Origin of the sequence: Streptomyces sp. ICC4 (assembly GCF_003287915.1) — a bacterium.
Taxonomy (GTDB): Bacteria; Actinomycetota; Actinomycetes; order Streptomycetales; family Streptomycetaceae; genus Streptomyces; species Streptomyces tritrimontium.
On record NZ_CP030286.1, the window covers coordinates 2,866,984 to 2,887,618 of the forward strand.

Below are 20,635 nucleotides of genomic sequence, written 5' to 3' on the forward strand. Positions count from 1 at the left end.
CCGGGCGGGGGCCCGCCGGGCCCCGCGACCTGCCGCTATGGTCATGCGCATGCCCCGCTGTGACCTGCCTCCGCCGCCCCCTCCCGCGCACCTGCGCGCCTGGCTCGACGAGCACACCGTGCGGGCCGACCGCGCCCGGTTCCTGAGCGAGCTCGGGCGGCGCAGTCTGGGCTTCGGGCGGCTGCTGCTGCTCTGGGCGGTCTCGGCGGTCTTCGCCCTGGGCTGGTCCTTCGTCGGCATGGCGCTGATGGCCTTCGAGACGCACGATCCGCTCTCGTACCTCTTCGGCCTGATCTTCGCCGTGCTCGGGGTGGGCGTGCTGATCCCGGCCGGATTCTGGTTCGCCTGGGGCGCCAAGCGGGACCGGCAGGTACGCAGGCTGATGTGCGCGTGGGCGGAACTGGAGCCGGACCCGGCCGCCGACCGCGCGATGCGCGCGCCGGGGCGCAGCCTGACCTGGCTGCTCGCCTCCTTCGCCCTGGGCGCGCTCGGGCTCTGGGTGACCTTCGGGTCGGCGGCGGCGGCCCGGCCGGGCGCGGACACGTACGGCGAGGTCGCCTACACCATGGGCCTCGGCATGATCCTGTGGATCACCGCCCTGCTGGGCCTGGGCAAGGCGGGCGCGCACTACCGGTGGGCGATCCGCTTCCAGGCCGTCTCTCAGAGGTCTTTCGGGGACCCCGGGGCCGCGTGAACCCGTGCCGCGCCCGCGCCCCCGTCCGCGGTCGCCGGTGAGCCGATCAGCATCGAGGGCGCCCCGGCGACCCGGGTCAGGAACACGGTCGCGGAGTTCGGCCCCTGCGGCTTGACCTTCTTGCGCAGCTCCTCCGGCTCGACCGCCGAGCCGCGCTTCTTCACCGTCAGGATGCCGACCCCGCGCTCGCGCAGCAGGGCCTTGAGCTTCTTCAGCCCGAAGGGCAGCACGTCGGTGATCTCGTACGCGGTCGCGTACGGGGTCGCGCGCAGCTCGTCCGCGGTGATGTACGCGATGGTCGGGTCGATCAGCCTGCCGTCCAGCTGCTCGGCGACCTCCGCGACCAAGTGGGCCCGGATCACGGCGCCGTCGGGCTCGTAGAGGTAGCGGCCGACGGGCCCGGCCTCGGGGTCGGGCAGCGGATCGGCGGTCACCAGCGCGCGCGGCCCGGGCAGCAGCGTGGCGCGGATCTCGCCCGGGGCGGTCCCGAACCACAGGACGGCCTCCTTCACGTCCCCCTGGTCGGAGATCCACTCCGCGCAGGCCTCCGCCGGGACCGCCTCGTGCGGGATCCCGGGCGCGACCTTGATGGCGGCGAACTTCGCGGCGCGCGCGGTCTCCACGGCCCACGAGAGCGGCGGGGAGTAGGACTCCGGATCGAAGATCCGGCCGCGGCCGCCCCGGCGGGCCGGGTCGATGAAGACGGCGTCGTACCCGGCGGTGTCCACCTCCGTCACGTCCGCCTCCAGGACCTCGATCAGGTCGGCCAGCCCCAGCGCCTCGGCGTTGGCGCGGGCGACGGCGACGGTCAGCGGGTCGTGGTCCACCGCGAGCACGCGGATGCCGAGCCGGGCCAGGGCCAGGGCGTCGCCGCCGATGCCGCAGCACAGGTCCGCGAGGCTGCGTACGCCGAGGGCGGCGAGCCGCTCGGCGCGGTACGAGGCCACGGACGCGCGCGTGGCCATCTCCCCGCCGCCGGGGGTGAAGTACATCCGGCCCGCGTCCTCGGCCCCGAACTTCGCCACCGCGCGCTGGCGCAGCCGGGCCTGCCCGAGGGCGGCGGAGACCAGCGCGGCGGGGTGCTCGCGGCGCAGCCGGGTGGCGACGGCGAGCTCCTGGGCGGGGTCGTAGTCCCGGAGCGAGTCGAGGAGGGCGTGGCCCTCGGGGGCGAGGAGCGCGGCGAAGTCTTCGGGGGTCACGGGATCCATTGTCGGCCACGGTGGGCCAGTCGGAGGAAGGTCGAATTCCGCTCGCGGTGTCGGCCGGGGCGCGGGCCGGGCGGATGCCAGGATGCTCAGCTATGCAGCTAGTCCGACAAAAGGAACATAAGACGCAACAGGGTCACCGGATCGCGGCAGCAGCGCGAGGCCGGTTGGGGATGGCCGCGATGGCCGCACTGCTGGTCGCCGCAGTGGCGACCGGGTGCGGATCCGCGGAGCCCGGGTCGCCGGACAAGGCCGCGAAGGCGAAGGCCGCCGCCGGCGCCGAGCCGGCCGGCGCGGCCGGCGCGCTCGGCAACTACGCCGAGAAGCTGAAGGCCGCCCAGCAGGCGCGGGTGGTCGCCGCGAAGAAGTGGGGCCTGGTCAAACCGCCGCTCATGGCCCCGGCCGCGCCCAAGACGAAGCCCGAGATCACCACTCGGGACGGCTTCGAGGTGGAGGACCAGGAGAACCTGCCCCCGGTCTTCACCACCGTCCCCACGGAGGAGAAGGTCGTCTTCCTGACGATCGACGACGGCGCGGAGAAGGATCCCGAGTTCCTGAAGATGATGCAGGAGCTGAAGCTCCCGTACACCGCGTTCCTGAGCGACTACCTGGTGCGGGACAACTACCCGTACTTCAAGGAGATGCAGGCGGCGGGCGTCACGCTCAACAACCACACGCTCAACCACCGCTACATGCCGGCGCTCTCCTACGAGAAGCAGCGGCAGGAGATCTGCGGGCAGCAGGACACGATCGAGAAGCAGTTCGGCAAGCGGCCCACGCTGTTCCGCCCGCCGTACGGGAACTACAACGAGGACACGCTGCGCGCGGCCAAGTCCTGCGGGGTCAAGGCCGTTCCGCTGTGGAACGAGGAAGCCTTCCCGAACCGGATGGACTGGCGGGAGTGGGACAAGGACCTGCACCCCGGTGACATCATCCTCACGCACTTCCGGGGCAAGGAAGACTGGAAGGGCAGCATGACTGACATGATCCGTCATGTCATGAAGACCGTCACGGACAAGGGGTACGCCGTGGCTCGCCTGGAGGATTACTTGTGAGGTACGCGCGCCGGTTGACAGCCGGAACGCTGGCGGCCGGCGCGCTCGCGCTGTCCCTGACGGGGTGCGGGGGCAGCGCGGACCCCACCGGACGGATGGGTCCGGGGACCACGGAGGCGGGGCGGTCCGCGCCGCCCCCGGCCACGTCCTCACCGTCCGGGACGGGGGCGGGGACGGCGCCGGGGCCGAGCTCCGCGGGGGACGAGGCGTACCGGAAGTGGGGCCTGAACGCCCCCCTCCAGTACGCCCCCAAGCCCGCGGCCAGGGCGCAGCTCCCGCCGGCGCAGCCGGGCCGGGTCCAGGTCGTGGACCGAATACCCGTCCCGGCGGACGACAAGGTCGTCTTCCTGACGTTCGACGACGGCGCCGAGAAGAGCCCCGAGTTCCTGAAGATGGCCGCCGAGCTGAAGCTGCCGATCAGCATGTTCCTGACGGACGCCATCGCCTCGTCGGACTACGGCCACTTCGAGGCGCTCCGCGACAACGGCTCGGGCAGCACGATAAACAACCACACGCTGACGCACCCGAACCTGCGGACCCTGTCCTTCGAGGCGCAGAAGAAGGAGATATGCGGGCAGCAGGAACGCCTGGAGAAGCGCTTCGGCACGAAGCCGGCCCGGTTCCGCCCGCCGTACGGCAACTACAACGACGACACCCTCAGGGCCGCGCACGAGTGCGGGATATCGCAGCTGCTCCTGTGGCGCGTGTCGATGCAGATCAACAACTTCCAGTACGCCGAGGGCTCCGCGCTCAAGCCGGGTGACATCGTCCTGGCCCACTTCCGCGGCCCGTCGGAGCTCAAGGGCACGACGGAGACCGAGATGACGACGCGGATGCTCCAGCGGATACAGGAGCAGGGCTACCGGATCGGTCGGCTGGAGGACTACCTCTGACCGAGGGGGCCGGGTCGGGCAGACCGGGCCGGGTCGGGTAGACCGGGCCGGGCCGGCCGACTGGCCCCGCCCCGCCCCGCTCAGACCGACTGCGGGGTCAGCGCCGGTGTGATCGTCGTTGCCACCGGTCCCCGGCTGTCCGCCTCGCGCTGGCGTTCCGCGCTGTCGGAGATCCGCAGCAGCAGGGCGATCATGATCCAGTTGGCCAGCAGGGACGAGCCGCCGCTGGCCAGGAAGGGCAGCGCCTTGCCCGTCAGGGGGATCAGGCCCGTCACGCCGCCCGCCACCACGAAGACCTGCAGGGCCAGCGCCGAGGACAGGCCCACGGCCAGCAGCTTGCCGAAGGGGTCGCGCGCGCCCAGCGACATCCGCAGCCCCCGCTGCACGAGGAGCCCGTACAGGGCGAGGACGGCCATGACGCCGACCAGGCCCAGCTCCTCGCCCACCGTCGTCAGGATGAAGTCGCTGCGGCCGGCGAAGCCGAGCAGCTCCGGGTGGCCCATGCCCAGCCCGGTGCCCGTGACGCCGCCGGTGCCGAAGCTGAACAGCGCCTGCGCCGACTGGTCCGAGATGATGCCCGGCGGCCGGGGGTTCGAGTAGTAGGACAGCGGGTTGAGCCACGCGGCCACGCGCCCCTTGACGTGCGGCTCGACCGAGCCGACGACGAAGGCGCCCACGCAGGACATCAGCAGGCCGAAGATGGTCCAGCTGGTGCGTTCGGTGGCGACGTAGAGCATCACCACGAAGACGCCGAAGAAGATCAGCGAGGTGCCGAGGTCGCGCTCGAAGACGAGGACGAGGAGCGACACGATCCACACCGTGATGATCGGTCCGAGTTGGCGCATCGGGGGCAGCCGCATGCCGAGGAACTTGCGGCCCGACAGGGCCAGCGAGTCGCGGTGGATGACCAGGTAGCCCGCGAAGAAGATCGCGATCATGATCTTCACGAACTCGCCGGGCTGGACCGAGAGCGAGCCGACGGTGATCCAGCGCTTCGCCCCGAACTTGTCCGCGCCGAAGAACGCCGGCGCGATCAGCGCCACCAGGGCGACGGCCATCGTGATGTAGATGAACCGCTGCAGCAGCCGGTGGTCGCGCAGCAGCCCCAGCACCGCGATGCAGGCCGCGACGCCGACCACCGACCACATCAGCTGGCCGGGCGCCGTCGCCGGCGAGTTGTACCGCTCCAGGTACCCCTGGTCGAGCCGGTGCAGCAGCACCAGGCCCAGCCCGGTCATCAGCAGGGCGATGGGGAAGATCAGCGGATCCGCGTACGCCGCGAACCGGCGCACGGCCAGGTGCCCCACCAGCGCGAGCAGCGTCATGCTGATCACGAAGCCGGTGAGGCCGGCCGGCAGCGCGTCGTTCATCGCGAGGCCCGCGCTGATGTGGCCGGAAATGGTCACGCCGAGGACGAGGACGAGCAGCAGTGCTTCGGTGCGGCGGCGCGCGCCCGCCGACGTCAGGGGTTTCAGTCCACGCACGGAACGCCGCCGCCGTCGATGGCGGGGATGCCGTTGTCTTCCTTCGACTTCGACGGGGTCGGTGCGGGCGCGGAGCCCGGGCCGGACGCCGGGCCGGACGCCGGGCCGGACGCGGACGCGGCCGGTGCGGGAGTGCCCGCCGGTGAGGGAGCGGCGCCCGGTGCGCTCGGACTCGCAGAGGCCCTGGGACCGATCTGCTCGGCAATGAGGCGCTTTATCTTCATATCGTCTACGACGTTTATGTCGGACCCATGGTTCCTGTCGAAGCGCTCGATGGGAAGGGTCACAAATTCCACGTTGCCCCCCGACAGGCTCTTGGCCTGCTGCACGAACGACAGCAGGTCCCACCCCTGATCGGTGACGACGTCCTGCTTCGCGGTGTCGATCAGCTTGAGCAGTTTCACCGGATCGGTGAAGGTCCCGGCCTGATTGAGCTTGTACGTCGCCCCCGCGAGGAAGGCCTGCTGCCGCTTCGTCCGGTCCAGGTCGCCCATGGTCAGCCCCATCCGCTGCCGGACGAAGGCCAGCGACTGCCGGCCGTCCAGCTCGTGCCGCCCGGCCGAGAAGTCGGCCCCGGAGTTCTTGTCCTTCACGGCGTGGTTCAGGCAGACCGGTACGCCGCCCAGCGCGTCCGCCAGATGGTAGAAGCCGGCCAGGTTCAGCTCGGCGAAATGGTCGATCGGGACCCCGAGGAAGGTGCGGACCGTCTCGATCTCCGCCTTGCGCCCCGCCTCGCGCCCCTCGCGCTCCAACTGCCTCTTGTCCGTGACCCCCCGGGCCGAGAGCTGCTCCTCGGTCGTGGCCTTCGCCCGCCCGTACGCCTCCTTGATCTTGGCCTTGCCGGTGAACCCGGGCACGCCCCGCAGGTCGACGAAATCGTCGCGCGGCACCGAGAAGGCCTTCGCCTTGCCGCCGTCGCCGGGGACGTGCAGCAGGATCAGGGTGTTGGTGTTGTAGCCGCCGACGTCGGAGCTGGCGCCCGCGTGCAGTTTGTCGAGGATCTCCGGCGGGAGGTCCTCGCCGTTCTGGTCGCGGCGGCTGTCCAGGCCCATCAGCAGGATGTTCACATCGCCGTGCTTCGACTTCTCGGCGCCCTCCAGGGCCTTGGAACTGCCGATGCTGGAGACCAGGTCCCGGTACAGGTACCAGGCCGAGCCGCCGGCGATCACCGCCAGCGCGCAGCCGGCCGCCAGCAGGGTGCGGACGAGCCGGCTCCGGCGCGAGGGCCTGCGGCGGCGGGTCGCGGGGGCCTGTGGCGGCCGTTCCCGCTCCGGGGGCTTCCTGCGGTGGGCGCTCATGCCTGTCGATGCTGGGGGAGCGCGGCTGAAGGAATCCTGAGGGTCCTGAAACCGCCTTCAGGGACGGGCGGGCGGTGGCCCGCCTCCCGGGCCGATCTCCGGGCCGGTCTCCGGGCCGATCGCTGGGCCGGTCTCCGGGCCGATCGCTGGGCCGGTCTCCGGGCCGCCTTCAGGCCCGCGCCCGGGCCCGCGCCCCGGCACCCGCAGCACCAGCCGCGCACCGGCACGGCCGGCGGGCGCGGGGAGCGCCCGGACGTCACCGCCGTGCGCCCGCGCGATCTCCCGGGCGATCGCCAGGCCCAGGCCGGTGCCGCCGCTGGTCCGGCCCCGGTCCGCGTCCAGCCGTACGAACCGCTCGAAGACCCGGTCCCGGTCCGCCTCCGGGATGCCCGGCCCGTCGTCGGCCACCTCCAGCACCGCCCAGCCGTCGCCGTCGGCGCCCGCCCTGACGGTGACCTCGGTGCGGGCGTACCGCAGGGCGTTGTCCACCAGGTTGGCCAGCGCCCGCTCCAGGCGCGCAGGATCCCCGGCGGCCGGTACGGGGGCCCGCGCGTCCAGCCGCAGCGCGACCCGGGGCTCCGGGCGCCGCGCCACGTCCTCGGCGGCCAGCAGCGCGAGGTCCACCGGCTCGGTGCGCGGCGCGGGTCCGCCGTCGAGGCGGGCCAGCAGGAGCAGATCGGCCGCGATGCGCTGGAGCCGCTCGGTATCGGCCAGCGCGGCCGCCACGGACTCCCGGTCGGGGTCCCGCAGCGCCACCTCCAGCCGGGACCGCACGGCCGCTAGGGGGTTGCGCAGCTCGTGCGAGGCGTCGGCGGTGAACTGCCGCTGCCGGGCGTCGCTGCGCTCCAGCCGGTCGAGGGTGGCGTTGACGGTCCGGGCCAGCCGCGCGATCTCGTCGGCGCCGCCCGGGTCCGGGACCCGCCGGTTCAGCTCGCTCGCGGTGACCGCCGCCAGCTCGGTGCGGATCGCGGTGACGGGGCGCAGCGCGTGCCCGGTCACCCACCAGGCCAGGAGCGCCGAGAAGGCGATCAGCGGGGGCGCGCCGGCCAGCAGGCCGAAGGCGACGGCCCGGTTGGCGTCGTCGACGTCGCCGAGCACGGTCATGGCGTACACGGTGTGCGGGGCGTGCGCCCCCGGCGGGCCGGGGGCCTGGACGGCGACCACGACGCGCCGCTGCGCGCCGGGGCGCGCGGGCTCCAGGACCGCCGACCGGGAGTCGTCGCCGGGCGCGATGCCCGGCCCGGCGGGCTCGGGGGTGTCCTCGAGGTCCCCGCTGGTGGCGACGGTCGCGCCGGCCGCGTCCCGTACGAGGACCAGGTCGACGCCGCCCTCGGGCGCGGGCAGTCGGCCGCCCGCCGGGAGGGTCGCGGTGTCCAGCTGGGCGGCGACCTTGCGGGCGGCGAGCTCGGTGCGGCCGGTGGTGTTCTCGATGAGGTTGGCGCGCAGCACGGTGTAGAGCCACAGCCCGCCGGTGGCGAGCACGGCGGCCATCGCGAGGGCGGCGGCCGCGGCGGCGCGGGCCCGCAGGCTGCCGAGCCGGCGTGTCCGGGCGCCGGACCGGCCCCGGGACCCGGACCCGGACCCGGACCGGGGTCGGAGCCGGGGTCGGGACCGGGCGCTAGTGCTGTGACCGGAAGGGTTCACCGGGTCGCGGCGCCCGGCACGGCACCTCGCCGCGTTGTCGGACCACACCGGTACGTCCAGTACGAGGCGTGGTCCTCCGCCTTGCGATGCACCGCACCGAACACCGCGACCCGGCAAACCTTTCCGGTCACAGCACTAGCCACCGTCCGGGGCCATCCGGTAGCCGGTGCCGTGGACGGTGAGGATCGAGCGGCGGCCGAAGGGGGCGTCGATCTTGCGGCGGAGCGAGGAGACGTAGACCTCGACGATGTTCGGGTCGATGCCGTGCGGGGTGTCCCAGACCTCGTCGAGGATGTCCTGCTTGGCGACGGCCCGGCCGGGCTGCTCCATCAGGCAGGCCAGGACGCCGAGCTCGCGGGCGGTCAGCTCGATCTCGTGCGGGCCGCGCCGGCAGCGGCGGCCGCGCGGGTCGAGGAGGAGGTCGCCGGCCTGCAGGACGCTGGGGCGCGGGGCGGCGGCCCGGCGGGCGAGCGCGCGCAGCCGGGCGGCGAGGACGACGAAGGAGAACGGCTTGGTGAGGTAGTCGTCGGCGCCGGAGTCCAGGCCCTCGGCCTCGTCGTACTCGCCGTCCTTGGCGGTCAGCATGAGGACGGGGGTGGGGTCGCCGTGGGCGCGCATGCGCCGGCAGATCTCGAAGCCCGAGGGTCCGGGGAGCATCAGGTCGAGCAGGACCACGTCGTACGGGCCGCCGGAGAGGGCGAGTTCCAGCCCGCGGTGGCCGTCGTGGGCGAGGTCGGTCCAGTGGCCGTCGGCGGAGAGGCCGCGCCGCAACGTCTCGGCAAGCCCCACTTCGTCTTCGACGACCAGAATCCGCATGCCCCAAGCCTCACATACCGGGCACCCCCCTTGATGTGCGGCCCGCATCGCTGCGCGGGACGCCGTCCGCCGGTGACCGGGCGGGGTTGCCGCCCGAGCGTCCCGGCCCCGGTGGGCGGGTGCGGGTGGTGCTGCCCTGCGGTGCGGAGGTCCCCTACCCGCCCTTCCACCGTTCCCCGGGCGCTGCCCGGACCCCGGTCCTCAAGCGCCGGACGGGCTGAGAAGGCGAGCCCCGGGCTGCGCCCGGACTCCTTCCGGGGCTCCGCCCCGGCAGCGGTGCCGCACCCGGCGGCGGGTCCGGGGCCGCGGGCCCGGGGTGGGGTTCCGGGCCGCCTCCAGGGCGGTCCGGGCGGCGAAACGAGCGGCGCGTATTGGCACTCCGCTTGACCGAGTGCTAATCCCCGGAATAGTCTCGCGTCTGGCACTCGCCCCTGGTGAGTGCCAACACAGCGACAGGCAGGTCCGGCTCCCGCGACGACGGATCGACCTGGTCGCCACCTCAGACAGTTAACCCCGGATCTCCGAAGGGGGAGGTCGGAACGTGACGACCACCAGCTCCAAGGTTGCCATCAAGCCGCTCGAGGACCGCATTGTGGTCCAGCCGCTCGACGCCGAGCAGACCACAGCCTCTGGCCTGGTCATCCCGGACACCGCGAAGGAGAAGCCCCAGGAGGGCGTCGTCCTCGCGGTTGGCCCGGGTCGCTTCGAGGACGGCCAGCGTCTTCCGCTGGACGTCACCGTCGGCGACGTCGTCCTGTACTCCAAGTACGGCGGCACCGAAGTGAAGTACAACGGCGAGGAGTACCTCGTCCTCTCGGCCCGCGACGTGCTCGCGATCGTCGAGAAGTAAGTCACTTCTTCAGTTTTGCTTTGAGCTACGCCCCTGGTCACCCCTGCTGATGCCGGGCGGCGAGGGGCGTAGTTCGTTTCTGCACAGGCGGTCGCGGTGAGCGGCCGGGGATCGCAACGAGAGGGCTGAACCGCTCCCATGCCGAAGATTCTCAAGTTTGACGAGGACGCCCGTCGCGCCCTCGAGCGCGGCGTCAACAAGCTTGCCGACACGGTCAAGGTGACGATCGGCCCCAAGGGCCGCAACGTCGTGATCGACAAGAAGTTCGGTGCGCCCACCATCACGAACGACGGTGTCACCATCGCTCGCGAGGTCGAGCTGGACGACCCGTACGAGAACCTTGGCGCGCAGCTCGTCAAGGAGGTCGCGACCAAGACCAACGACGTCGCGGGTGACGGCACCACCACCGCCACCGTCCTGGCCCAGGCACTGGTCCGCGAGGGTCTGCGCAACGTCGCCGCGGGTGCTTCCCCGGCCGCCCTGAAGAAGGGCATCGACGCCGCGGTCAAGGCCGTGTCCGAGGAGCTCCTCGCGACCGCCCGCCCGATCGAGGACAAGTCCGACATCGCCGCCGTGGCCGCGCTCTCCGCGCAGGACCAGCAGGTCGGCGACCTCATCGCCGAGGCGATGGACAAGGTCGGCAAGGACGGTGTCATCACCGTCGAGGAGTCCAACGCCTTCGGCCTGGAGCTCGAGTTCACCGAGGGCATGGCCTTCGACAAGGGCTACCTGTCCCCGTACATGGTCTCCGACCAGGAGCGTATGGAGGCCATCCTCGATGACCCGTACATCCTGATCAACCAGGGCAAGATCTCCTCCATCCAGGACCTCCTGCCGCTGCTCGAGAAGGTCATCCAGGCCGGCGCCTCCAAGCCGCTGCTGATCATCGCCGAGGACGTCGAGGGCGAGGCGCTCTCCACCCTCGTCGTCAACAAGATCCGTGGCACCTTCAACGCCGTCGCCGTCAAGGCGCCCGGCTTCGGTGACCGCCGCAAGGCGATGCTGCAGGACATGGCCACCCTCACCGGTGCCACCGTCATCGCCGAGGAGGTCGGCCTCAAGCTCGACCAGGCCGGTCTGGACGTACTGGGCTCCGCCCGCCGCGTCACGATCTCCAAGGACAGCACCACCATCGTCGACGGTGGCGGCAGCTCGGCCGAGGTCCTCGGCCGCGTCAACCAGATCAAGGCCGAGATCGAGTCGACCGACTCGGACTGGGACCGCGAGAAGCTGCAGGAGCGCCTGGCGAAGCTCGCCGGCGGCGTCTGCGTCATCAAGGTCGGCGCCGCCACCGAGGTGGAGCTCAAGGAGAAGAAGCACCGTCTCGAGGACGCCATCTCGGCGACCCGCGCCGCGGTCGAGGAGGGCATCGTCTCCGGCGGTGGCTCCGCTCTCGTCCACGCCGTGAAGGTGCTCGAAGGCAACCTCGGCCTGTCGGGCGACGAGGCCACCGGTGTCGCGGTCGTGCGCCGCGCCGCCGTCGAGCCGCTGCGCTGGATCGCGGAGAACGCCGGCCTCGAGGGCTACGTCATCACCGCGAAGGTCGCCGAGCTCGAGAAGGGCCAGGGCTTCAACGCCGCCACCGGCGAGTACGGCGACCTGGTCAAGGCCGGCGTCATCGACCCGGTCAAGGTCACCCGCTCCGCGCTGGAGAACGCCGCTTCCATCGCGTCCCTGCTGCTCACGACCGAGACCCTGGTCGTCGAGAAGCCGGCCGACGACGAGGGCGACGCCGGTCACGGCCACGGCCACGGCCACAGCCACTGACCTCGTCAGCAGTCGCAGTCACGGCAAAGCCCCGGTCACCGCTGCCAAGCGGTGGTGACCGGGGCTTTCCCCTTGGCTATCCGGGCATCATGCCCATCTGGCGCATGAGCGCCGGGGCGTCGTAGTACCACCAGTCTTCCGCGATCTGGCCGTTCTCGATGCGGCTGGTCGTACAGCCCGACATGGAGAATTCCCTGCCGGTCGGCGCGACCCCCATGAACTCGCCCTTGTGGGTGCCCTTCCAGTCCCAGAGCGTGGTGACGCAGTCGCCTTCGGCGATCTGGCGCGTCATCTCGAAGTTGAACTCGAAGGCGTCCCGCCACATGCCGATGGTCCGGCGCAGGCCTTCCCGGCCGTTGCCCTGTCCGTCGCTCTCCATGATGTCGTGGCTGATGTAGTCGGCCGCGATGCACTCGTCCACGACGGCCATGTCGCCCTTGACCGCGATCTCCTCGAACATCCGGTTCACGACGAGCTTGTTGAGGTACTCGTCGCGGACCACGTCGAGGTTCATGAACTTGGGCATGCCGTCGCAGAGGGCCACCATCTCCTGGAACATCCGGTCGGTCTCCGGGAGTTGAGAGTTCCTCATGGCCTCTTCGTACGAGGGGAACTCGACGAGGTCCACGTAGTGCGTCTGGGCGTCGCGGTCCCTGCCGATGAGTGTGTGCGTGACCGTGCGCTTGCCCGCGGCCTGCTCGGCGTAGCGGTCGATGAGGGCGTTCATCTCGTCGAACCGCTTCGTCTCGTAATCGATTACTTGTACGAATGTCATCGCGTCGCCTCCCGCGCTGGATGGGACACATCCAGTCTAGGGAGATTTCACCCATATGCCGCGTTTACCCACAGGTCACCAAAGACCGGTCACTGCGGCCCGTACTTGCGCCCCGTCCGCGAGGAGACCCCGCCCAGCAGCCCGCGCGGCGTCAGCTTCACCACGCCCATCAGCGCCTTGTAGCGCGGGTCCGGGATCGACACCGTCTTGCCCCGCGCCAGGTCCGCCAGGGCCGCGGCCACCAGCTTGTCGGCGTCCAGCCACATCCAGCCGGGGATGTTGTCCGTGCCCATCCCGGCGCGCTCGTGGAACTCGGTGCGCACGAAGCCCGGGCACAGCGCCATCAGGCGTACGCCCGAACCGGTCAGGTCCTTCGCCGCGCCCTGGGTGAACTGCACGACCCAGGCCTTGCTCGCCCCGTAGGTGCCGCGCGGCAGGAAGGCGGCCACCGAGGCCACGTTGATCACGCCGCCGCGCCCGCGCGAGCGCATCGACCCGGTCGCCGCCGAGGTCAGCCGCAGGACGGCCTCGACGTGGACCTTCAGCATGGTCAGCTCGTCGGCCATGGAGACTTCGAGGTAGCGGCCCTTGTTGCCGAACCCCGCGTTGTTGACCAGCAGGTCCACCGGGTGCTTGAGGTCGCCGAGGCGTTCCTCGACCGCCGTGATGCCGTCCTCGGTGGAGAGGTCCGCGACCAGCACCTCGGCCTCGATGCCGTGCCGGTCGTGCAGTTCGGTGGCCTGCTCGCCGAGCCTCCTGGTGTCCCGGGCCACCAGGACGAGGTTGTGCCCCTGGGCGGCGAGCCGCCGGGCGAAGGCGGCGCCGATGCCCGCCGTGGATCCCGTAATCAACGCAGTCGTCATACGCGCAACCTAGCCGCCCGGGGCGCCGCCTCCCGTACCGGCCGGTGCGTCAGGCCCCTTGCGGGGACCTCTCCTTCCCGTACTTCGCCACGTAGGCCAGCGCCTTGTCCCGCGCCTCGGGCTCCAGCGCGTCACCGACCGCCAGGGTGCGCGGCAGCAGCTCCCGCTCGGTGGTGAAGGCGCGGAACCAGAACGCGACGGTCACCTCGTGGTCGGGGCGGTGCAGCACCTCGATGGCGTCGCCGGGCGAGACCCGGCCCTCCTCGATCACCCGCAGGTACGCGCCCGGCCGCGCGGCCCGGGTGAACCGCTTGACCCAGGCCTTCTCGCCGAGCACCCCCTGGAAGGTCCGGCACGGGATGCGCGCCGAGGCCACCTCCAGGACCAGCTCGGGGCCGACCCGCCAGCGCTCGCCGACCTTCGCGCCGTTCACGTCGATCCCGGAGGTGGTGAAGTTCTCGCCGAAGACCCCGCCGGGCAGCTCGCGCTCCAGCTCGCCCTCCCACCACTCCAGGTCCTCGCGGGCGTACGCGTACACGGCCTGGTCGTCGCCGCCGTGGTGGCGCAGGCTGCACACGTCATCCCCCTCGACGCCGCTCGCCCCGACGCCCTTGGGGCCCGGGGCGAAGACGCGCACGGGGCCGTGCGCCGGGAGCTTGTGGTGGCCGGTCAGCCCGTCCTCCGCGTCGGTGTAGGCGACGGCCGTCGCGCGGCCGAGGTTCACGGAGATCAGATGCATGTCACCACGCTAACCGAACCGTCTCAAAGCGGCACGGGATTATTGGCGCCGCCATCAAAGTAGCCCTTATGCTCGAAGGGTGATCGAGGCACGTCATCTCCGAGTTCTGCGCGCTGTCGCCGGAACCGGGTCCTTCTCCGCCGCGGCCCGCGAGCTGGGCTGCACCCAGCCGGCCGTCTCCCAGCAGATGAAGGCGCTGGAACAGTCCGCCGGCACTCCGCTGCTGATCCGTACCGGGCGCGAGATGCGCCTCACCCAGGCCGGTGAGGCGCTGGTCCGGCATGCCGCCGGGATCCTCGCCGGGCTGACCGCCGCCGAGGAGGAGGTCGCGGCGATCGCGGGCCTGCGCGCGGGCCGGGTCCGGCTCGTCTCCTTCCCCAGCGGCAGCTCCACGCTGGTGCCCACCGCGCTGGCGGCGATGCGCGCCGAGCACCCGGGGACCCGGATCTCGCTGGTGGAGGCCGAGCCGCCGCGCTCGGTGGAGATGCTGCGCGAGGGCGACTGCGATCTCGCGCTGGCCTTCCGCTACGGCGGGGGCTCGGCGCCGTCCGCCGAGTGGGAGGACCTCGTGGTCCGGCCGCTGCTGACCGACCGGCTCGTCGGGCTGGTTCCCGAGGGGCACCGGCTGGCGGGCGCGGAGCGGGTGGGCATGGCCGAGCTGGCCGACGAGCCCTGGATCGCGGGATGCCCGCGCTGCCGCCGCCATCTGGTCGAGGTCTGCGAGAGCGCCGGATTCACCCCGCGCATCGATTTCGCCACCGACGACTACCCGGCCGTGGTCGGCCTGGTCGGGGCGGGGCTCGGGGTCGCGGTGCTGCCGGAGCTCGCGGTGGAGTCCGTACGGGCCAAGGGCGTGAGCACGCTCGTCGTGGAGCCGGCCGTGGAGCGGGAGGTCGTCGCGCTGACCCTGCCCGACCTGGCCCGGGTGCCGGCGGTGGCCGCGACCCTGGCCGAGCTGGAGCGGGCGGCCAGGCGCTGAGCGCGCGCGGGGATGCCCCCGTACGGGACTCCGTACGGGGGCACCCCTGTGTGCGGGCCCCGTACGGAGCCCCGTGGGGAGCCGCAGTACAGCGGGTCGGGCCGGCCCGCCACACGAGGGACCGTACGGCGGTACGGCCGGTCGGGTGGCGTCCCGGGCCGGTGATCGGCACGCCGTGCGCACCGCGGGGAGCGGCGGGCGGGCCGGATGAATCGAAGAAACGTTCCTTCGACTCCTCGTGACCAGTCCGCTCAGTGCGGAGCGATCGGTCCGATGGCGGTCGTCGCGGGGATCAGGCGATGGCGTGCGCGACCCATCAGTTCTTCGCGTTCGTCCTCGGTGAGGCCGCCCCACACCCCGTAGGGCTCGCGGACGGCGAGTGCGTGCGCGGCGCATTCAGAACGCACCGGGCATCGCATGCAGACCTCTTTAGCCGAGGCCTCGCGCGCGCTCCTGGCCGCGCCCCGCTCGCCTTCCGGGTGGAAGAAGAGGGAGCTGTCGACCCCGCGGCAGGCAGCCAGCAGCTGCCAGTCCCAGAGGTCGGCGTTCGGTCCGGGGAGGCGGGAGAAATCTGCCATTGGTAGTCCTCTTGGTGCCGGTACTGAGGCGGATACGGTCCATGTCTCCACACCTACTGTCGTAGTAGATGTAAATATGACTCATTGGGAATCTAGCCTCAGACATGCGCCAAACGGAAGGAAAGCCGCCAAATAGGGCATAACTCCAGATGGAGGACACGCGGCGAGTGGCGCCCGCGTCGTGATCGCTTCCTCACGTAGAGTGCCGAAGGTGTTCGTCTGACCCGTAACTCTTTCGAGTGACCATCGTTGAGAGTGCGAAGGCGGTTGAACCAAGAAGTTCTCGGACAGGTGTCCGGGGACATCGACCGCACAGGTGACGATACGTACCAGCCTGGAGGCTCAAGGTGACGCGCATCAGCAGCTGCGGAGGGCGGTCATGACATCCGTCCTCGTCTGCGACGACTCCCCGCTTGCCCGAGAGGCGCTCCGCCGCGCGGTTGCCACCGTGCCCGGCGTCGAGCGTGTGACGACGGCCGCCAACGGCGAGGAAGTCCTCCGCCGCTGGGGTGCCGACCGCTCCGACCTGATTCTGATGGATGTACGGATGCCCGGGCTCGGCGGTGTGGAGACGGTTCGCCGGCTGCTCTCGGCCGATCCCGGCGCCCGCATCATCATGCTGACGGTCGCCGAAGACCTGGACGGCGTGGCCCTCGCGGTCGCCGCCGGCGCCCGGGGCTATCTGCACAAGGACGCCTCGCGCGCCGAACTGCGGGCCACGGTCACCCAGGCCCTCGCCGACCCGACCTGGAGGCTGGCCCCGCGCCGGCTCCGCTCGGCCGAGATGGGCGCCGCGCCCACGCTCACCGCGCGCGAGATCCAGGTGCTGGAGGGCATGAGCCACGGCCGGTCCAACGCGGAGATCGGGCGCGAGCTCTTCCTCTCCGAGGACACGGTCAAGACGCACGCCCGCCGGCTGTTCAAGAAGCTGGGCGCCTCGGACCGGGCGCACGCCGTGGCCCTCGGATTCCGCTGGGGTCTGGTCCGCTGACCGCACGACCGCCGGCCCTCACCGGCCGGCGGTGCCGCGGCCGGGCCCGGGCCGGACGGGTCCTCGCGGCGGGTCCCGGCGGCCCCGCCGACCGATCCCCCGCACCGTGGTGCGGACCGGGGATTGGCGGTGCACAATCCGGGGGACGTGTCGCTTCGCGCGCCATGCCGCATGCTTGAGGGTGTGGCGCATCCTGGAGATGTCGCCTCGGGGGCGATTCGGCCGAGCGGGAGGGGAGGGGCCAGAGCATGAGTTCCGGTGCACCCACCCCGCATAACGCTTCGACGCACAACACGGACCGCAGTGCCGCGAATGCTCCGGCATCAGGGCACCATGGATTGATGCGCGAAGACGAGGCCCCGGGTTCACCCGCGGCCACAGGCCCCACCGGCACCGCCCGAGGTGGCGGCGACGGTACCGTCGGCGCGCTCGTACGCCGTGCGGTCGAGGGCGACGAGCAGGCCACGCACGATCTGCTCGCCTTCGTGCACCCCCTCGCCATCCGCTACTGCCGCACCCGGCTCTCGCGGCTCCCGGGTGACGCTCGTCACTTCGTCGAGGACCTGGCACAGGAAGTCTGTGTCGCCGTCCTGATGGCGCTGCCGCGCTACCGCGACACCGGCCGCCCCTTCGAGGCCTTCGTCTTCGCCATCGCCGCGCACAAGGTCGCCGACCTGCAGCGGGCCGCCATGCGGCACCCCGGCAGCACGGCCGTGCCCTCCGACGAGATGCCGGAGCGGCCCGACGACTCCCTGGGCCCCGAGGAGCGCGCGCTGCTGAGCAGCGATGCCGCCTGGGCCAAGAAGCTGCTGGCCAACCTCCCGGAGAACCAGCGGGAGCTCCTCGTGCTGCGCGTCGCCGTCGGGCTCACCGCCGAAGAGACCGGGCATCTGCTCGGCATGTCCCCCGGGGCGGTCCGGGTGGCCCAGCACCGCGCCCTCAGCCGGCTCCGCGCGCTCGCCGAGCAGTAGGCCGGACGGGTGCGACGGGCCGGACCCCTGTGTACCGGTTCGGCCGCCTTCGCGTGGGTTCGCCGGGTTCATTCTTCGTAGGAAGCAACGAACCTTGGGCTGGACCTTGGTCGTGGAATGAGACGCGTCGGGATCCCGTTAGCATGGACATCCGCGCTGAGCAAGACCATCTTGGAAGGTGTCATGACTGTGAACGCCGACGGAGTGCCCGACAAATTCGCCACACTCGGCCTCACTTATGACGATGTGCTGCTACTTCCCGGATCGTCGGACATGTCCCCGGACGCGATCGACACGTCCTCGCTCATCTCCCGCAACGTCCGTGTGAACGTCCCGCTGCTCTCCGCCGCCATGGACAAGGTCACCGAGGCCCGCATGGCCATCGCGATGGCCCGCCAGGGCGGCGTCGGCGTCCTGCACCGCAACCTCTCCATCGCCGACCAGGCCAACCAGGTCGACCTGGTCAAGCGCTCCGAGTCCGGCATGGTCACCGATCCGATCACGGTGCACCCGGACGCGACCCTGGGCGAGGCCGATGAGCTCTGCGCGAAGTTCCGCATCTCCGGCGTCCCGGTCACCGACCCCGCCGGCAAGCTGCTCGGCATCGTCACCAACCGCGACATGGCCTTCGAGTCGGACCGCAGCCGCCAGGTGCGCGAGGTCATGACCCCGATGCCGCTGGTCACGGGCAAGGTCGGCATCACCGGCGTGGACGCCATGGAGCTGCTGCGCCGCCACAAGATCGAGAAGCTGCCGCTCGTGGACGAGTCCGGCATCCTCAAGGGCCTCATCACGGTCAAGGACTTCGTCAAGGCCGAGAAGTACCCGAACGCCGCCAAGGACAAGGACGGCCGGCTGCTCGTCGGCGCGGCCGTCGGCGTCGCCGGCGACGCGTACGACCGGGCGCAGGCCCTGATCGAGGCGGGCGCCGACTTCATCGTCGTCGACACCGCCCACGGCCACTCCCGCCTCGTCGGCGACATGGTCTCCAAGATCAAGTCCAACTCGTCGGTCGACGTCATCGGCGGCAACATCGCCACCCGCGACGGCGCCCAGGCGCTCATCGACGCCGGCTGCGACGGCATCAAGGTCGGCGTCGGCCCCGGCTCCATCTGCACCACCCGCGTCGTCGCCGGCATCGGCGTCCCGCAGGTCACCGCGATCTACGAGGCCGCGCTCGCCGCCAAGGCGGCAGGCGTCCCGGTCATCGGCGACGGCGGCCTGCAGTACTCCGGCGACATCGCCAAGGCGCTCGTCGCGGGCGCCGACACGGTGATGCTCGGCTCGCTGCTCGCGGGCTGCGAGGAGTCCCCGGGCGAACTGCTCTTCATCAACGGCAAGCAGTTCAAGTCGTACCGCGGCATGGGCTCGCTCGGCGCGATGCAGTCCCGCGGCGACCGCAAGTCCTTCTCCAAGGACCGCTACTTCCAGGAGGGCGTGGGCGGCGACGACAAGCTCATCCCCGAGGGCATCGAGGGCCAGGTCCCCTACCGCGGCCCGCTCTCCGCGGTCGTGCACCAGCTCGTCGGCGGCCTGCGCCAGTCGATGTTCTACGTCGGCGGCCGCACCGTCCCCGAGCTCCAGGACCGCGGCCGCTTCGTCCGCATCACGTCCGCGGGCCTCAAGGAGAGCCACCCGCACGACATCCAGATGACGGTCGAGGCTCCGAACTACAGCCGCAAGGGCTGATCCGGACATCGGTGGAGGGGCGGGCCCGCACGGGCCCGCCCCTTCGGCGTGCCCGGCCCCCGCGCGGTGCTCCGGTCGTCCGTACAGCGGGGCTCAGGTCGTCCGTACAGCGGTCACCGGAACGCGAGGCGCCGGGGTTCGGGGATACTGGACGGGCAGACCCAGAGGAAAGGCCACCACACGTGACTGAGATCGAGATCGGGCGCGGCAAGCGCGGCCGCCGGGCGTACGCGTTCGATGACATCGCCATCGTCCCCAGCCGCCGGACCCGGGACCCGAAGGAGGTCTCGATCGCCTGGCAGATCGACGCCTACCGCTTCGAGCTCCCGTTCCTGGCCGCTCCCATGGACTCGGTCGTCTCCCCGCAGACCGCCATCCGCATCGGGGAGCTCGGCGGCCTCGGCGTGCTGAACCTCGAGGGCCTGTGGACCCGCTACGAGGACCCGCAGCCGCTGCTCGACGAGATCGCGGAGCTGGACGAGGAGACCGCCACCCGCCGTCTCCAGGAGATCTACGCGGCTCCGATCCAGGCGGACCTGATCCGCCGGCGGATCAAGGAGGTGCGCGACTCCGGTGTCGTCACCGCCGCCGCGCTCTCCCCGCAGCGCACGGCCGAGTTCTCCAAGGTCGTCGTCGACGCGGGCGTGGACATCTTCGTGATCCGCGGCACCACCGTGTCGGCGGAGCACGTCTCCGGCGCCGCCGAGCCGCTGAACCTCAAGCAGTTCATCTACGAGCTCGACGTCCCGGTCATCGTGGGCGGCTGCGCCACCTACACCGCGGCCCTGCACCTGATGCGCACCGGCGCGGCCGGCGTGCTGGTCGGCTTCGGCGGCGGCGCCGCGCACACCACGCGCAACGTGCTGGGCATCCAGGTCCCGATGGCCACCGCCGTCGCCGACGTGGCCGCGGCCCGCCGCGACTACATGGACGAGTCCGGCGGCCGCTACGTGCACGTCATCGCCGACGGCGGCGTGGGCTGGTCCGGCGACGTCCCGAAGGCCGTCGCCTGCGGCGCCGACGCCGTGATGATCGGCTCCCCGCTGGCCCGTGCCACCGACGCGCCCGGCAAGGGCAACCACTGGGGCATGGAGGCCGTCCACGAGGACGTGCCGCGCGGCAAGAAGGTCGACCTCGGCACGGTCGGCACCACCGAGGAGATCCTCACCGGCCCGTCGCACTCCCCGGACGGCTCGATGAACATCTTCGGCGCGCTGCGCCGCTCGATGGCCACCACCGGCTACAGCGAGCTCAAGGAGTTCCAGCGGGTCGAGGTCACCGTCGCGGACTCCCAGCACCGCCGCTGACCGCTCTCGCAACCGCGTGCCGGAGGGCCGGCGCCCC

General features: G+C 71.6%; 19 protein-coding genes. 10 read left to right on the forward strand and 9 right to left on the reverse strand.

What is annotated here, in order from left to right; translation table 11 throughout:
• Window positions 1–49: 49 nt before the first annotated feature.
• Entirely contained in the window at window positions 50–694 is a 645-nt protein-coding gene (locus DRB89_RS13345) for a hypothetical protein (protein WP_239516119.1), read from the forward strand.
• Here the strand turns inward: DRB89_RS13345 and DRB89_RS13350 are convergent.
• Window positions 661–1,902 carry a methyltransferase domain-containing protein gene (locus DRB89_RS13350; protein ID WP_112447850.1) on the reverse strand — a complete coding sequence of 414 codons (1,242 nt, stop codon included), beginning with the start codon at window positions 1,900–1,902 and terminating at the stop codon, window positions 661–663. The two genes, DRB89_RS13345 and DRB89_RS13350, sit on opposite strands and share 34 nt — an antisense overlap.
• A 179-nt stretch (window positions 1,903–2,081) precedes the next feature.
• Here DRB89_RS13350 and DRB89_RS13355 point away from each other — a divergent pair, with 179 nt between their 5' ends.
• Both DRB89_RS13355 and DRB89_RS13360 read left to right on the forward strand, forming a co-directional pair.
• Window positions 2,082–2,954 (forward strand): polysaccharide deacetylase family protein, encoded by an 873-nt coding sequence (locus tag DRB89_RS13355; RefSeq protein ID WP_343234509.1) that lies wholly within the window; start codon window positions 2,082–2,084, stop codon window positions 2,952–2,954.
• A gap of 14 nt (window positions 2,955–2,968) precedes the next feature.
• Window positions 2,969–3,847: a polysaccharide deacetylase family protein gene (locus DRB89_RS13360; RefSeq protein ID WP_112463283.1), complete on the forward strand. Its 879-nt coding sequence runs from the start codon at window positions 2,969–2,971 to the stop codon at window positions 3,845–3,847.
• A gap of 80 nt (window positions 3,848–3,927) precedes the next feature.
• Here DRB89_RS13360 and DRB89_RS13365 read toward each other — a convergent pair whose 3' ends face one another.
• The 4 genes from DRB89_RS13365 to DRB89_RS13380 form a co-directional block, all read right to left on the reverse strand.
• Entirely contained in the window at window positions 3,928–5,331 is a 1,404-nt protein-coding gene (locus DRB89_RS13365) for an FtsW/RodA/SpoVE family cell cycle protein (protein ID WP_112447853.1), read from the reverse strand.
• Entirely contained in the window at window positions 5,319–6,629 is a 1,311-nt protein-coding gene (locus DRB89_RS13370) for an LCP family protein (protein ID WP_112447854.1), read from the reverse strand. Before DRB89_RS13370 ends, DRB89_RS13365 begins: the two co-directional genes overlap by 13 nt.
• Window positions 6,630–6,686: 57 nt before the next feature.
• A complete protein-coding gene (locus tag DRB89_RS13375) occupies window positions 6,687–8,120 on the reverse strand; it encodes a HAMP domain-containing sensor histidine kinase (RefSeq protein ID WP_112447855.1) in 1,434 nt (477 codons plus the stop codon).
• Between the two features lie 288 nt (window positions 8,121–8,408).
• Complete coding sequence (locus DRB89_RS13380) at window positions 8,409–9,089, reverse strand: response regulator transcription factor (protein WP_112447856.1); 681 nt, start codon at window positions 9,087–9,089, stop codon at window positions 8,409–8,411.
• Window positions 9,090–9,630: 541 nt separating this feature from the next.
• Between DRB89_RS13380 and groES the strand changes: the two genes are divergently transcribed.
• Together groES and groL are read left to right on the forward strand one after the other, a co-directional pair.
• Window positions 9,631–9,939: a co-chaperone GroES gene (gene groES, locus DRB89_RS13385; protein WP_008739621.1), complete on the forward strand. Its 309-nt coding sequence runs from the start codon at window positions 9,631–9,633 to the stop codon at window positions 9,937–9,939.
• A gap of 138 nt (window positions 9,940–10,077) precedes the next feature.
• The gene (groL, locus tag DRB89_RS13390) at window positions 10,078–11,706 is read left to right on the forward strand and encodes a chaperonin GroEL (RefSeq protein ID WP_112447857.1); all 1,629 of its coding nucleotides are present in this window, start codon (window positions 10,078–10,080) and stop codon (window positions 11,704–11,706) included.
• Between the two features lie 76 nt (window positions 11,707–11,782).
• Here groL and DRB89_RS13395 read toward each other — a convergent pair whose 3' ends face one another.
• The 3 genes from DRB89_RS13395 to DRB89_RS13405 all read right to left on the reverse strand — a co-directional run bounded on the left by DRB89_RS13395 (window position 11,783) and on the right by DRB89_RS13405 (window position 14,083).
• On the reverse strand, window positions 11,783–12,481 hold the full coding sequence (locus DRB89_RS13395; protein WP_112447858.1) for an ester cyclase: 699 nt from the start codon (window positions 12,479–12,481) through the stop codon (window positions 11,783–11,785).
• An 89-nt stretch (window positions 12,482–12,570) separates the two neighbouring features.
• Window positions 12,571–13,344 carry an SDR family NAD(P)-dependent oxidoreductase gene (locus tag DRB89_RS13400; RefSeq protein WP_112447859.1) on the reverse strand — a complete coding sequence of 258 codons (774 nt, stop codon included), beginning with the start codon at window positions 13,342–13,344 and terminating at the stop codon, window positions 12,571–12,573.
• 49 nt (window positions 13,345–13,393) lie between these two features.
• Window positions 13,394–14,083, reverse strand: a complete 690-nt coding sequence (locus DRB89_RS13405; protein ID WP_112447860.1) for an MOSC domain-containing protein — start codon at window positions 14,081–14,083, stop codon at window positions 13,394–13,396.
• A gap of 79 nt (window positions 14,084–14,162) precedes the next feature.
• On the opposite strand from DRB89_RS13405, the gene DRB89_RS13410 reads away from it, so the two are divergent.
• Window positions 14,163–15,062, forward strand: a complete 900-nt coding sequence (locus tag DRB89_RS13410; protein WP_112463284.1) for a LysR family transcriptional regulator — start codon at window positions 14,163–14,165, stop codon at window positions 15,060–15,062.
• Window positions 15,063–15,313: 251 nt separating this feature from the next.
• Here DRB89_RS13410 and DRB89_RS13415 read toward each other — a convergent pair whose 3' ends face one another.
• A complete protein-coding gene (locus tag DRB89_RS13415) occupies window positions 15,314–15,640 on the reverse strand; it encodes a WhiB family transcriptional regulator (protein WP_112447862.1) in 327 nt (108 codons plus the stop codon).
• A gap of 379 nt (window positions 15,641–16,019) precedes the next feature.
• Between DRB89_RS13415 and DRB89_RS13420 the strand changes: the two genes are divergently transcribed.
• From DRB89_RS13420 to DRB89_RS13435, 4 genes are all read left to right on the forward strand, one after another.
• Window positions 16,020–16,631 carry a response regulator transcription factor gene (locus tag DRB89_RS13420; protein ID WP_003948568.1) on the forward strand — a complete coding sequence of 204 codons (612 nt, stop codon included), beginning with the start codon at window positions 16,020–16,022 and terminating at the stop codon, window positions 16,629–16,631.
• Window positions 16,632–16,972: 341 nt separating this feature from the next.
• Window positions 16,973–17,602, forward strand: a complete 630-nt coding sequence (locus tag DRB89_RS13425) for a sigma-70 family RNA polymerase sigma factor (protein WP_112447863.1) — start codon at window positions 16,973–16,975, stop codon at window positions 17,600–17,602.
• Window positions 17,603–17,785: 183 nt separating this feature from the next.
• Window positions 17,786–19,291 carry an IMP dehydrogenase gene (guaB, locus tag DRB89_RS13430; protein WP_112447864.1) on the forward strand — a complete coding sequence of 502 codons (1,506 nt, stop codon included), beginning with the start codon at window positions 17,786–17,788 and terminating at the stop codon, window positions 19,289–19,291.
• 182 nt (window positions 19,292–19,473) lie between these two features.
• On the forward strand, window positions 19,474–20,598 hold the full coding sequence (locus tag DRB89_RS13435; RefSeq protein WP_112447865.1) for a GuaB3 family IMP dehydrogenase-related protein: 1,125 nt from the start codon (window positions 19,474–19,476) through the stop codon (window positions 20,596–20,598).
• The last annotated feature ends 37 nt before the right edge of the window (window positions 20,599–20,635 follow it).

What these genes read in the sequence shown, in the direction of transcription:
- DRB89_RS13420 (WP_003948568.1), top strand. Translation starts at nt 16,020, where the DNA reads ATGACATCCGTCCTCGTCTGCGACGACTCCCCGCTTGCCCGAGAGGCG.
- DRB89_RS13355 (WP_343234509.1), top strand. Translation starts at nt 2,082, where the DNA reads ATGGCCGCACTGCTGGTCGCCGCAGTGGCGACCGGGTGCGGATCCGCG.
- DRB89_RS13425 (WP_112447863.1), top strand. Translation starts at nt 16,973, where the DNA reads ATGCGCGAAGACGAGGCCCCGGGTTCACCCGCGGCCACAGGCCCCACC.
- DRB89_RS13400 (WP_112447859.1), bottom strand. Translation starts at nt 13,344, where the DNA reads ATGACGACTGCGTTGATTACGGGATCCACGGCGGGCATCGGCGCCGCC.
- DRB89_RS13415 (WP_112447862.1), bottom strand. Translation starts at nt 15,640, where the DNA reads ATGGCAGATTTCTCCCGCCTCCCCGGACCGAACGCCGACCTCTGGGAC.
- DRB89_RS13370 (WP_112447854.1), bottom strand. Translation starts at nt 6,629, where the DNA reads ATGAGCGCCCACCGCAGGAAGCCCCCGGAGCGGGAACGGCCGCCACAG.
- DRB89_RS13395 (WP_112447858.1), bottom strand. Translation starts at nt 12,481, where the DNA reads ATGACATTCGTACAAGTAATCGATTACGAGACGAAGCGGTTCGACGAG.
- guaB (WP_112447864.1), top strand. Translation starts at nt 17,786, where the DNA reads ATGACTGTGAACGCCGACGGAGTGCCCGACAAATTCGCCACACTCGGC.
- DRB89_RS13350 (WP_112447850.1), bottom strand. Translation starts at nt 1,902, where the DNA reads ATGGATCCCGTGACCCCCGAAGACTTCGCCGCGCTCCTCGCCCCCGAG.
- DRB89_RS13380 (WP_112447856.1), bottom strand. Translation starts at nt 9,089, where the DNA reads ATGCGGATTCTGGTCGTCGAAGACGAAGTGGGGCTTGCCGAGACGTTG.
- DRB89_RS13405 (WP_112447860.1), bottom strand. Translation starts at nt 14,083, where the DNA reads ATGCATCTGATCTCCGTGAACCTCGGCCGCGCGACGGCCGTCGCCTAC.
- groL (WP_112447857.1), top strand. Translation starts at nt 10,078, where the DNA reads ATGCCGAAGATTCTCAAGTTTGACGAGGACGCCCGTCGCGCCCTCGAG.
- DRB89_RS13345 (WP_239516119.1), top strand. Translation starts at nt 50, where the DNA reads ATGCCCCGCTGTGACCTGCCTCCGCCGCCCCCTCCCGCGCACCTGCGC.
- DRB89_RS13375 (WP_112447855.1), bottom strand. Translation starts at nt 8,120, where the DNA reads ATGGCCGCCGTGCTCGCCACCGGCGGGCTGTGGCTCTACACCGTGCTG.